Source organism: Caballeronia telluris (genome assembly GCF_001544495.1).
GTDB classification, from domain to species: Bacteria; Pseudomonadota; Gammaproteobacteria; order Burkholderiales; family Burkholderiaceae; genus Caballeronia; species Caballeronia telluris.
In genome coordinates this window covers 269,797-282,708 of record NZ_FCNZ02000006.1, presented here as the reverse complement: position 1 = coordinate 282,708, position 12,912 = coordinate 269,797, and the positions used below count along the sequence as shown (strand labels likewise).

Below are 12,912 nucleotides of genomic sequence, written 5' to 3'. Positions count from 1 at the left end.
CGGCTTCGTGCGAGGGCGGGCCTCTGCGGCCCGCCTTTTTTCGCCTGCGACGTCGAGCATGGCCGTTCGCGTGCAACGAGCGTGTCATCGACGTATCATGTCCGGTTCCCGCGCATTGCGACCGAGCCCGATTCGACGCAACGCGCAATCGACCAAGCGACCCAGCGACCCAGCGACGGACCCCAACCATGTTCGAAGCCAACCTTTCGGCCACGCTGCCGAAGCCCGCGTTCTATGACGAACTCGCGATGCAGGCACGCGCGCTCTTCGCGGGCGAATCGAATCGCATCGCCAACGCCGCGAATTTCTCCGCGTTGCTCTATCACGCGCTGCCGGACCTCAACTGGGCCGGCTTCTATTTCATGACCGACGGCGAACTCGTCGTCGGGCCGTTCCAGGGCAAGCCCGCCTGCGTGCGCATCGCGCTCGGGCGCGGCGTGTGCGGGCGCGCGGCGCAAACGCGCGAAACGCAACTCGTCCCCGACGTCCGCGCGTTCCCGGATCACATCGCGTGCGATGCCGCCTCACGATCCGAAATCGTCGTCCCGTTGCAGACGAGCGCGGGCGAACTGATCGGCGTGCTCGACATCGACAGCCCGCAGCTCGCCCGTTTCGACGACGAGGACCGCCAGGGACTCGAAGCGCTCGCCCGCCTGTTCGTGGCGTCGATCGAAGGCTGACGCCGCGCGCGCACCACGCGCGATGCACCACGACGTGGCACGCCGGGCCACGCCCGAGGATCGAATTCAGCGAAGAAGCGATAACATAAGGTCACGCGTCCAGCCCGCCGTACCCAGACGCAAAAAGAACAGACATGCCATCAGCCAAGCCCCAGGGAGCCCCCATGAGTGAAGTCGTCAAGCAGGAAGGACTGCAAGTTGCAGCAAACCTGAAGCAGTTCGTCGAGGATGAAGCGTTGCCCGGCACGGGCATCGACAGCGCCGCGTTCTGGAAAGGATTCGACGCGCTCGTGCACGATCTCGCGCCGAAGAACCGCGCGCTGCTCGCCGAGCGCGATCGTCTTCAGACCGAACTCGACAACTGGCATCGCGCGAATCCCGGCCCGGTCAAGGACGTTCGCGCCTATCGCAAGTTCCTGGAAAGCATCGGCTATATCGTGCCCGCGCCGGCCAGCGTGGTCGCGACGACGTCGAATGTCGATCGCGAAATCGCCGAGCAGGCAGGCCCGCAGCTCGTCGTGCCGCTCTCGAACCTGCGCTACGCGCTCAACGCGGCGAACGCGCGCTGGGGCAGCCTGTACGACGCGCTCTACGGCACCGACGCGATCCCCGACACCGACGGCGCCGAAAAGACCGCGCAGTTCAATCCGAAGCGCGGCGCGAAGGTGATCGCCTACGCGCGCGCCTTCCTCGACGATTCCGCGCCGCTCGCGGACGGCTCGCACGCCGATGCGACGCGCTATAGCGTCGAGCACGGCCAGCTCGTCGTCACGCTGAAGGACGGCCGCACGGGCCTCTCGAATCCCGAGCAGCTTGCCGGCTTCCAGGGCGACGCGAGCGCGCCGTCGGCGGTGCTGCTCAAGCACAACGACCTGCACTTCGAGATCCAGATCGACGCGAACGACGCCATCGGCAAGACCGATGCGGCGCACGTGAAGGACATCCTGATGGAAGCGGCGGTGAGCACGATCATCGACTGCGAGGACTCGGTCGCCGCCGTCGATGCGAACGACAAGGTCCAGCTCTACCGCAACTGGCTCGGCCTGATGAAGGGCGATCTCGCGGAAGAGGTGTCGAAGGGCGGCAAGAGGTTCACGCGCAAGCTGAACGCGGACCGCGAATACACGACACCCGATGGCGGCACGCTGAAGCTGCACGGACGCTCGCTGCTCTTCATCCGCAACGTCGGCCATCTGATGACGAATCCCGCCGTGCGCGACCGCGACGGCAACGAGATTCCCGAAGGCATCCTCGACGCGGTGATGACCACGCTCGGCGCCGTGCACGACCTGCAGCGCAAGCTCAATTCGCGCACCGGCTCGATCTACATCGTGAAGCCGAAGATGCACGGTCCCGCCGAAGTGGCGTTCTCCGACGAACTCTTCACGCGCGTCGAAGACCTGCTGAACCTGCCGCGCCATACGCTCAAGATGGGCATCATGGACGAGGAACGCCGCACGAGCGTGAACCTCAAGGCGTGTATCGCGGCGGCATCGGCGCGGGTGGCGTTCATCAACACGGGCTTCCTCGACCGCACCGGCGACGAAATGCATTCGTCGATGGAAGCCGGTCCGATGATGCGAAAGGGCGACATGAAGTCGTCGGCGTGGATCGCGGCTTATGAGCGCAACAACGTGCTGGTCGGGCTGGACACGTCGCTGCGCGGCCGCGCGCAGATCGGCAAGGGCATGTGGGCGATGCCCGACCTGATGCACGCGATGCTCGAACAGAAAATCGCGCATCCGAAGGCCGGCGCGAACACCGCGTGGGTGCCCTCGCCCACGGCGGCGACGCTGCACGCGCTGCACTATCACCAGGTCGACGTGCAGTCGGTCCAGCAGGACATGGAGAGCATCGACTACAACGCCGTGCGCGACGAACTGCTCGACAAGCTGCTGACGATTCCGGTCGTCGCGAGTGCCGAGTGGAGCGACGAGGAGCGCAAGAGCGAAGTCGAGAACAACGCGCAGGGCATTCTCGGCTACGTGGTGCGCTGGGTCGACCAGGGCGTCGGCTGCTCGAAGGTGCCGGACATCCACGACGTCGGCCTGATGGAAGACCGCGCGACGCTGCGCATCTCCAGCCAGCACATCGCGAACTGGCTGCGTCACGGGGTCGTCGACGAGGCGATGGTGAGGAAGACGCTCGAACGCATGGCCGTGATCGTCGACGAACAGAACGCCTCCGATCCGTATTACAAGCCGATGGCGCCCGCGTTCGATTCGTCGCTCGCGTTCATGGCGGCGTGCGCGCTCGTGTTTGAAGGACGCACGCAGCCGAACGGCTACACCGAGCCGTTGCTGCACAAGTTCCGGCTGATGGCGAAGAAGGTCTGATCCGCAATTGCGGAGTTTGAACGGCCTATTCGCCGCATGAAATGCGGTGAATAGGCTTGCCTTTGCGGCGAATGCGCCGCACAATCTCCGCATGGAAAGCGGAGATTGGCTTTATATCTGGCAGGCGCCCGACTGGCCGAACTGGCGCTACGACCTCGCGACGCTCACGGCGCCGCTCGCGGACGTCGCGCGCGCGCAGGGTCTGTTGCTCGGACGGCTGGCGGACGTCGGTTTTGCGCTGCGCGATCAGGCAAGCCTGCTCGCGCTGACCGAAGACGTGCTCCGCACGAGCGAAATCGAAGGCGAAAAGCTCAACCCCGCGTCGGTGCGATCGTCGATTGCGCGGCGGCTGGGCGTCGATATCGGCGCGCTCGCCGCGGCGGACCGGCACGTCGAAGGCGTCGTCGAAATGGTGCTCGATGCCACCCTGCGCTGCGACGATCCACTTACCGAACAACGTCTCTGGGGCTGGCACGCCGCGCTCTTCCCGACGGGCTACAGTGGGCTCTCGCGGATTCGTGTCGCCGGCTTTCGCGACGACGCGAACGGCCCGATGCAAGTCGTATCGGGGCCGCTCGGCCGTCAGCGTGTCCATTTCGAAGCGCCGCCCGCCAGTGCGCTCGATGCCGACATGGCGCGCTTCATCGCGTGGGTCAACCAGAATCACGACGATCATCCCGTCATCAAGGCGGGCCTCGCGCATCTGTGGTTCGTGACGCTCCACCCTTTCGACGATGGCAACGGCCGCATCGCCCGCGCGATCGGCGATCTGCTGCTCGCCCGCGCCGACGAGAGCCCGCAACGTTTCTATAGCCTTTCGGCGCAGATCCAGCGCGAGCGGCACGCGTACTACGACATCCTCGAACGCACGCAGAAGGGATCGCTCGATGTGACGACGTGGCTGGCGTGGTTTCTCGACAACTTGCGGCACGCGCTGGAAACCGCGCACGGCGTGCTGGACAACGTGCTCGCGAAGACGCGTTTCTGGCAGCGGCTCGCGGGCATGCCGCTCAACGAGCGGCAAACGAAGCTGCTCAACCGCCTGCTCGACGGCTTCGACGGCAAGTTCACCAGCAGCAAATGGGCGGCCATCGCAAAGTGCTCCCCCGACACCGCGCTGCGCGACATCAACGAACTGATCGCGCTCGGCGTGTTGCGTCGCGCGCAAGGCGGCGGACGCAGCACCGCCTACGAACTCGCCGGCTGATACCGCACGTCTGATCCCGCGCATCAGCCGCTCAATATTTTTCCGGCGCGCAACGATGTAATACTCGCTCCACCCTGACGGCACGACGCACGGAGTGGAACATGGTTGCATCGACGCATCCCGTTGACGAAGTCCTGCCTTTCGGACAAATGCTCGCGGTCGGCATCCAGCACGTGCTCGTCATGTATGCGGGCGCGATTGCCGTGCCGCTCATCATTGGCGCGGCGCTCAAGCTGCCGAAGGACCAGGTCGCGTTTCTCATCAGCTCCGACCTGTTCGCGTGCGGGCTCGTCACGCTGATCCAGTGCATCGGCATCTGGAAGTTCGGCATCCGGCTGCCGGTCATCATGGGCGTGAGCTTCGCGCCCGTCGGACCGATGGTGGCAATGGCAAATTCCGGCGCGGGCCTCACCGGCATCTTCGGCGCGACGATGGCGGCAGGCGTCTTCGCGATCCTGATCGCGCCGTTCTTCGGGCGGCTAATGCGCTTTTTCCCGCCGATCGTCACCGGCACCATCATCCTGACGATCGGCGTCACGCTGTTTCCGGTCGCGATCAACTGGGCCGGCGGCGGGCGCGGCTCGCCCACTTTCGGCGATCTGCACAACCTGATGATCGCCGGCGTCGTGCTGCTCGCCATCCTCGTCGTCAACAAATACCTGAAGGGCTTTCTCGCGAATATCTCGGTGCTGCTCGGCATGGTGATCGGCTTTCTGATCGCGCTGCCGCTCGGACTCGTCGATTTCTCCGGCATCGGGCGCGCCGCGTGGTTTGCGCCGGTGCGCCCGTTCGCCTTCGGCATGCCGACCTTCGACCTCGCCGCGATCGCCTCGCTGTGCCTCGTGATGGTGGTCATCATGGTCGAGTCGCTCGGCATGTTCCTCGCACTCGGCGATCTGGCGCGCCGCCCGGTCACGCGCGACGACGCCTCGCGAGGGCTGCGCACCGACGGCCTCGGCACCCTGCTCGGCGGCATCTTCAACACGTTTCCGCACTCGTCGTTTTCGCAGAACATCGGGCTCGTCGGCATCACGGGCGTGCGCAGCCGCTGGGTCGTGGTCGTCTCGGGCGTCTTGCTGATGCTGCTCGGCCTTTTGCCGAAGCTGTCGAACTTCATCGCGTCGATTCCCGTCGTGGTGCTCGGCGGCGCGGGAATCGCGATGTTCGGCATGGTCGCCGCGACGGGCGTGAAGATTCTCAGCAAGGTGAACTACGAGAACAAGAACAACTTGCTGATCGTGGCGATCAGTCTCGGCGTCGGCACGATACCGCTCGTCGCGCCCACCTTCTTCCATCACATGCCGACGTGGGCCGGACCGCTCACGCACAGCGGCATCACGCTCGCGGCGATCTTTTCGATCGGCCTGAACGCGTTCTTCAATCGCGGCGAGACGGCTGAGGAAGTCGAGCGGCAACTCGCCGAAGAGTTGCCGATGAGTCTGCGAACCGGGCCGCGCGACGAATGAAGCGGCTTGCCGCGCTTACTCGTCCGACCAGAGCTTGCCCGCCGTCGCCCAGTTCTCGCGCTTCACGTCGGTCAGGATGATGTCGACCGAACCCGGCGAGCAGCCGAGCGTTTCGCAGGTCGTGCGCGTGATCGCTTCGACGAACTTGCGTTTTTGTTCGAGCGTTCTGCCTTCGAAAAGCTGGATGTTGAAAGTCGGCATGATGTGTGTCGTTGTGGGTTGAAAATCAGTCGCGATACGAAGGATCGAGGCGGTCGAGCTTGCGCTTGAGCGCCGGCCATTCGAGGCCGCCTTCGACGGCGTCGTTGTCGTGAAGCTGGCGCGCCGTGCGCTCGACGACCGCGTCCGCCGGCACTTCCAGCCGCGTCTGGCCCGCGAGCGCGCGCAATTGAATGTCGCATGCCTTGATGAGCATGTCCATCAGCACGTAGGCCTCGGCGATCGTCCTGCCGAGCGTGAGCGGCCCGTGATTGCAGAGGAGCATCGCGCGCTTGTCGGCGAGACTCGAGACGAGCCGCCCGCCTTCGTCCGGCGTGAACGCCAGGCCTTCGTAATCGTGGTACGCGAGATGGCCGTGAAAGCGCATCGCGTGTTGCGAAGCGGGCAAGAGGCCCGCCGGTTGCGCCGACACCGCGATCGCCTGCGCGACGTGCAGATGCATCACGCACATCGCATCTTCGCGCGCGCGATGCACCGCGCCGTGCAGCGCAAAGCCGGTCGCGTTGACGGGATGCTCGCTCTCGCCGATCACGTTGCCGTCGATGTCGATCTTCACGAGGTTGGATGCGCACACTTCGTCGAACGCGAGACCGAATGGGTTGATCAGGAAGCGGCCCGGCTCGCCGGGGACGCTCGCGGAAATGTGCGTGTAGACGACATCGTCCCAGCCGTTCAACGCGACGAGGCGATACGCGGCGGCGAGATCGATGCGCACCGCGCGCTCGTCGTCGGACATGGCGCCCGTGGCCGCGATGCGGCGCTCAGGCTGGTGGGTGAACGACATGCGAATCTCCGTTGTTGGCAGGCTGCGCCAGGCGCTGGACGCACGCCTGCACGGCCCACGATGCAAGGACGAAGGGCGCGGTCAGCGCGGGAATGCCGAGCGACGCAGCCGCGCGCTCGACCAGCACGCACACGACGACACCGCCGAGCACGCCCTTCACGCCGTATTTTGACGTGGCGAGCGCCGTGAGTGTCGCATTGAAACCGCAGGCGCCGCTCAGCACGACTGCGGCGGGCGTTCCGGCGAGCGCGTGGAGCGCGATGCCGAGCGTGCTGCCCGCAAGCGCCCACGCGGCGCCGACCGGCCGCTTCGGTTGCGCCGCGACAAGCCCGGCGAGAATCAGCGCGCCTGCGACGAAACCGGTGGTAAAGACGATCGGAGCGAAGCCCGCCACGACGGCGGACGCCCAGGCGGCCGGCGTGTCGGTTGCGAGCGCAGCCGTCGCGCTCGATGGCGCATCGGCGAAAAGGGGCAGCCAGCACCCTGTCACGAGCACAGCGGGACTGGAATACGCCGGCAGGCGCCAGCGCTGCAATGCGCGGCCGAGCCGGAAAGAGAGTCCGGTGGCGAGCATCGCCGAGACGATCGCGACGGCGCCCGCCTGCGAATCGTCGCGGATGAACGCGAAGGCCGCGAGCGCCGCGAGCGCGCCGTTGAAGCCGTAGAGGTCCTCGCGCATCACGGGCGAACCGGCGTCTTCGACGATGCAGGCGATCACGTTGCCCGTCAGCGCGCCGATCAGAAGCGCGCAGGCGAGACGGGGACTGAACGAACAGACGGCCGCGACGGTCAGGGCGCCCGTCGCGGCATGGCGTTGCAGGAGGATTTGGCCGATGCTGCGCGCGAAGCCGCGCAGCGATTCACTGGTGCCGGAACCGGCCAGGAGAATTGTGGACATGCGATGCGCACCCGAGCGGAGCGCGTCACTCGCGAGGGCACCGCGCGTCGACGATCGAACGTCGACGCGTAGTCAGCCTGTGAGGACGCTGAAGTCGAGCCGCAAGGATAAGCCAGCGCGCGCCCGTCAGGCGACGGCGACGTGAATACCGGCTATCAGACGAAGGGGCGAACGTGCCCGGGTAGAAAGAAGCGGGGTAGCGCGGTACTGCGGGCGCGTTCCGGTTCAGTTGACCGCGAGCGGCATCCACGGATCGACGGCGGCCGCCGGGTACAGGCGGGAAACGTCCTTGCTGATGCGGACGATTTCCTGGAGATTGTCCCGGAGATTGGGACTTTTCTCGTAGCTGATGTAGGTGGCGTCGATGATTGCGGACAGCGTGAACAGCACGAAAGCGATACGTTCGAGGATGAAATAGCGGTGTGGCATGGCGGGTTTCCAGATTTTTCCGCCGCAATTGTAACAGAGATAAGGGTTTTCCCGTAGATAAACAATAACCTGCGTGTAGTCACCTGCCTCACCACACGAGTGGCGTCATCACGACCGCCCCCCGATAGGCGCGTGAATCTTCGGAAGATTCGTGAGGATCGGCGTATCGCGCTTCATCGTGATCATTCCGCCGGGCTCGATCAGGAAGTCGGCGGCGAAGATGGCTTCGTCGTAATACACCAGCGCCGTCGCGCGCCACTTGCCATCCGACTGCTGCGCCCACACGCGCGGCTCACGAAACTTCGCCCGAACCGCTTTGGCATCGACGCCAGACGGAATCAGCGGATTCTCCGGCCGGTCCAGAATCAGGAACGGTCCTTCCTGGCCTCGCACGAAAAAGCAGAAAAAGGCGAGATACACGAGCAAGGTGTCGTGCGTGATAAGTGGCTTGGTCTTCGCGTTCGTCTCATGGATCGGCGGCGAAGTGCTGTTCAACCATTTCAATTCGCCTTCGTTGCGCAAGAAATAAAACCTCGATTCGCCCTGCTGCCAGCCCGAACCCGAGACTTCAAGCAAATCGACGTTCCCATAGAACGGCAACGGCCAGACGCGCACTGTGTCCGCCTTCTTCGGGATGACGGCGTCGTGACTGCACAAGGCCCGCGTGCTGCGGATCAGGCTACGCCGCTCCTGTGCCTTCAAAGAACCGCCGGCATCGTGCTCCAGAACGAGCAGCGGAGGATGAACGTCCGCGGCCGCCGCGTCGATGGGGAGGCCGGAACGTCCAATGTGTGCTGTCCTGTCCTGAATTGAACGCCGGTCGACGAGTACCGGTTGCGCCAGCGTGCCGACATCGCTGTCGGGTGAAAGCCGAGGCGAAGCGGGTTCCCCCTCGCCTTCCTCGATGACGGGTTCGACGCCGCCGGCGGTGAACCAACGACATTCGAGTTCCCGGCACTTCGTCGAGTCGCTCGCGCACGCCAGGTCCGACGGACGTCTGTCCCAGGCATCGTTCGGGAGGGTGAACGGGCCGAGTTCGGCCAGCTCCGCGAACCTGGTCATGTCCCCCGTCTGCGCAAGGTCGTGAAAGACCGACGCGCCAAGGTCTTCATCGTCGCCGCCCACAGTCACGACGCCAAGACGTTTCAATTCGGCGATGGCGGTGTGATCGTTGTCGCGCAACGCGGCGTTCAACAAAACCGGCAGCACGGGCGCAAACGGTTCGGCCGTGTCGAGGCGCTCGATCAGCGCCCCGCGTAAGGAGACGACATTCGGTTTTACCGCGAGCGCCACGATCGCGTTCAATTTTTCCGCCAGCAGCGCGTCGTCGATCAGCCGTTCGGACAGCGCCGCAGCCAGCACGCGCGTGTTGGTGGTTCGAATCAGGATGTCGATGCCGCGCTCGTCTTCGTGCAAGTCCGTCAGCGCCTGAGGCGCCGAGCGCAGCAGCGACAGCACAACGTCCACCTTGCGACTCGTCAGGTCGGCAACCCGCATCTTTTGCGTCAGGCTGGCATAGTCCGTCGGGACACGCGGATCGCGCCGCAAGACCTGGCGCGCATCTTCGTAAGCGTCAGCCCAGTCGAACGCCGTTCGGCCCCGGCGATCCTGCGCCGTAGGATCGATGCGCGTGTCCGGCCGCAGCAGCAATTCCACCGTGCGCCGCGCGCGCACTTTTTCTTCATCGGAGGGCACGGGGGCTCCGCCCCGATAGAACCTGACGGCCAAATGGAGCGCGGTCGACATGTCGGGCGCCCGGTGCGCCGGGTCGCCCGCATCACAGGCCTTGAGCAAGACCTCCACGACGTTGGGCCATTTGGCTGCGGCCGCCTCCATGAGCGGCGTATGGCCCGCGCCGCTGGATTGATTCAGCGTCCGCGAGAGTTCGTCGGATGTGATGTCGTCGTAGTCCAGCAACGCCCGGACGATATTCGCATGCCCTCTTTGCGCCGCCAGGTGAACGACGTTCTCTCCGTATCCGGTCACCCCGGCAATATCAGAGACTGGCATCAGTCTCTTGAAGGCGGCCACTTGCCCGGTGGAGGCCGCCCAGTGCAAGGCGGAGCGTTTCGCCTCATCCAGCTGGCGAGGGTCCGCTCCGCGATCGAGCAAGTCCTCCAGAACGAACAGGTTCCCGTATTCCGCTGCGAGATGCAGCATCGTCCTCCCCGGCGGACCGGCAGGCGCGTTGATATCTTCCGTCTGATCGATCATCGCGCGATAGTTCTTGCGCGCATCGACCTGTATGGCCGAGACGATCGGGCTCCAGACGTCGGCGGCGGTGCGCACCGGAACGCCTCGCGAAAGCAGAAACGGCACCGCTCCGCCGTCCGTCCACGCGGCGCTGCTCATGATGCTTACGTCGCCGCCCGCTCGAATCTCGCGCCACGCAGGGTCGCGTTGTGAAAAGCGATCCAGCAGATCGACGAGCTGATACATGGCTGCCAGGAGCGCGTATTTGCTCCCATAGATACTGCTGCCGATAACCACTGCCGGATCCTTCGCCTGCTGGAACACCGTGAGTGCGTAAGTGCGCATCTCGGCGTCCCCTCGCTCGATCTCTTCGTCCAGGCTGAAGGTCCAGTTCGCGCGGTGTTCCAGGAGCACCTGCGCCGCCTCCTGGATGAGCGACGGGTTCGCGCGGATGCGGCGGCGTCCTCCGCGCGCCCATCGCATGGCATCGATTCGAACCTTGTCCTGAACTTCGAGATAACTTCTGCGACGTTTGAACCATTGACGGGCGGGAGGCCAGTGGTCGATCACCGCCTGGTGAACGAGCCGCAGGCGGGCAGGAGCGCCCTCCGAGGAAGAAACTGCTTCGGTGGCGGGCACGAGCAGCCGAAAGCGTTTGAAGCTCTCAAGCAATTTGATGCTGGTCTGGTCGGCGTCGGCGAGTATCGGTACGGCGCGCAGGCGGATATGTCCGTCGCTGTCGAGCGCGATGAGCGGATGCAGGAATCTTCCCAGGTCCACAAGGTTCTCTTCATTCAGCGCGTCGGGCTCCAGCCGCTCTCCCGTTGCGCTCGTCCATGCGTCGTTCGCGACGTCGGACACGACCTTCGAAAAATCGATGGCGCCGGTTCCGATATCGTCGAGCGTCAGTGTGGACTGCTCGCCCTCGAAGGCGTTTGCCATCGCGGCACCGATTCCAGCCGGCCGCGCGGACGCGCGGTACTCGAACCGGTCGAAGAGTCTTGAAAACCACAGGCAGACGAGTGGCAGGGACGAGGCGGATCGGCCGTCCCGGGAGTGCTCGGCCTCGAACCGCTCCCAGCAACGCTTGATTTCCTCCAGCGCCGGCACGGCCAGCCGCAATCCGGCGTTTTCAAAGGCGGTCTCGGCGATGCGGGCAACGTCGTCCGGTCCCACGTCGGCTTCGAAGTTCCGGCGGTGCAGTCCCAGTTTCTCTTCGATCCCGAGCGACGCGAACGTGTCCTGGCGACTGCTCTCCAGCGTCGCGATCAGCTGAACGTGCGGGGAGCAGGCAATCGCGCGCAGAAAGCTCATGACGAGCCACCAGCCGCGCGAGTACTTCTGATCGTCGAGGGAGGTGCGCAGGTCGTCCAGAATCTCCTCGAACTGGTCGAGCCCGAGGACGAAACGGGCATTTCGCTTCGCGAGTACGTCGAGCAGCTTCTTCGCCATCCTGACCTCGCGATGTCGCCGCGTGCCGATCTCGATGCTCGCGTCGCGGCAGCCGTCTACTTCGTCGCAGATCATGAGCCACAGCATGTCTAGGCGATCGTTTCGCTCCGAAACGTCGTCGAAGTCCGTCGGGCGCACGGACAGCACACCCTCGGCCCGGTCGCGAAAACGGGCGAGCACGCCGCGCTGAAGCAGCGAAGACTTGCCGCAACCGCTGCGCCCCTTGATCAGGATGAAGAGCCGTTGCCCCTCACTGCGCGCCCGGTCGACGGCATCCTCGATCTGAGAGATCAGGTGATTGCGGCCGGGAAGCTGCCGTCGCTCGTCGAGCGTCCAATGCTCCAGCGTGGCCTTGAACGGATTGAATGCCGAAGGCAGGCGGTAGTGCTCCCGCAGTTTTTCCTGCACGCGACGCAGCACGTCCCGGTTCATTGTCCGGGCATCCGGATAGCGCCGCGGCAAGCCAATGGAATGCTTTAGATACTTGAGCAGGTTCAGCAACGCATGAACCTGCGGATTGTAGATCTCCTTGCGCAGCGCGTTGCGCTCCTTTTCGCTCCCCTTGTTCGCGCGAAGCGACTCCCACAGGCACTCGTTATTCAGCGGCATGTCATCGGGCAGCGTCGGATCGTCGACGTCTCGCGGGGCGACATAACCGAGCACGAGATTGTCATGCTCTTCACCACCCACTGAGAGCGCCGACAGAAGCTCGAACACCGTGCCCGTGAGGGGGAAGCAGCCGTCGTCCAGCAACGTCTGCTGCCGGGTCGACTCACGCGGCCAGGGGTGAGCCAGGCCCGGCGTCCCGCGCCACGGCGCGATGCGCTGCTCCCATTCGACCGGCAGTTTGTCCTGCAACGGCACGCCGCACCGCTCGCCGAACAGGCAGATCGTGAACGGCACCCCCTCTTCGCCGGGATCGGGCAGTTGCTGCTGGACCGGCATGCGGTCGCGAAGCAACCGGCCCTTCTCCGTCTCCCGGTCCCACAGGTAGGGCGCCATCATGTCGTCGATACCGCACTGCGAGAGCCACGTCTTCAGGTCGGTCCAGAGCGATACACGGACCTCCGCGAGGTCGGAGGACGATGACACGAAAACAACCGACTTGGCCGCCATCTCAGTCTCCTGCCGTGGGATTTCGAGTTCGCTGGTTCTCGCGTGTCCGTTCTTTCGGTCGATTACGCCGGATTGGGCAAGTGCACGTGTGTGCTCTCCGAATAATTGATTGTGAGCATCCGGCTGGGACTA

General features: G+C 64.8%; 9 protein-coding genes. 4 read left to right on the top strand and 5 right to left on the bottom strand.

The genetic code is table 11. The annotated features are described in order from the left end of the window. Positions 1-188 precede the first annotated feature (188 nt). From AWB66_RS10535 to AWB66_RS10520, 4 genes are all read left to right on the top strand, one after another. Positions 189-680 (top strand): GAF domain-containing protein, encoded by a 492-nt coding sequence (locus AWB66_RS10535; protein ID WP_087630229.1) that lies wholly within the window; start codon positions 189-191, stop codon positions 678-680. A 164-nt stretch (positions 681-844) separates the two neighbouring features. Next, positions 845-3,016, top strand: coding sequence for a malate synthase G (locus AWB66_RS10530; RefSeq protein WP_087630228.1), 2,172 nt, complete (start codon positions 845-847; stop codon positions 3,014-3,016). Positions 3,017-3,107: 91 nt separating this feature from the next. Then, a complete protein-coding gene (locus tag AWB66_RS10525) occupies positions 3,108-4,223 on the top strand; it encodes a Fic family protein (RefSeq protein ID WP_087630227.1) in 1,116 nt (371 codons plus the stop codon). Positions 4,224-4,324: 101 nt separating this feature from the next. After that, a complete protein-coding gene (locus AWB66_RS10520) occupies positions 4,325-5,689 on the top strand; it encodes a nucleobase:cation symporter-2 family protein (protein ID WP_087630226.1) in 1,365 nt (454 codons plus the stop codon). Positions 5,690-5,704: 15 nt separating this feature from the next. Here AWB66_RS10520 and AWB66_RS10515 read toward each other — a convergent pair whose 3' ends face one another. The 5 genes from AWB66_RS10515 to AWB66_RS10495 form a co-directional block, all read right to left on the bottom strand. Beyond that, complete coding sequence (locus AWB66_RS10515; RefSeq protein ID WP_087630225.1) at positions 5,705-5,890, bottom strand: 4-oxalocrotonate tautomerase; 186 nt, start codon at positions 5,888-5,890, stop codon at positions 5,705-5,707. 25 nt (positions 5,891-5,915) lie between these two features. Continuing rightward, positions 5,916-6,692, bottom strand: a complete 777-nt coding sequence (locus AWB66_RS10510; protein ID WP_087630224.1) for a class II aldolase/adducin family protein — start codon at positions 6,690-6,692, stop codon at positions 5,916-5,918. Then, positions 6,670-7,590: an urea transporter gene (locus AWB66_RS10505; RefSeq protein ID WP_087630223.1), complete on the bottom strand. Its 921-nt coding sequence runs from the start codon at positions 7,588-7,590 to the stop codon at positions 6,670-6,672. The genes AWB66_RS10510 and AWB66_RS10505 overlap by 23 nt, the downstream gene beginning before the upstream one ends. 225 nt (positions 7,591-7,815) lie before the next feature. Beyond that, entirely contained in the window at positions 7,816-8,019 is a 204-nt protein-coding gene (locus tag AWB66_RS10500; protein WP_087630222.1) for a hypothetical protein, read from the bottom strand. 108 nt (positions 8,020-8,127) lie between these two features. Further along, complete coding sequence (locus AWB66_RS10495; RefSeq protein WP_087630221.1) at positions 8,128-12,780, bottom strand: nSTAND1 domain-containing NTPase; 4,653 nt, start codon at positions 12,778-12,780, stop codon at positions 8,128-8,130. Positions 12,781-12,912 lie beyond the last annotated feature (132 nt).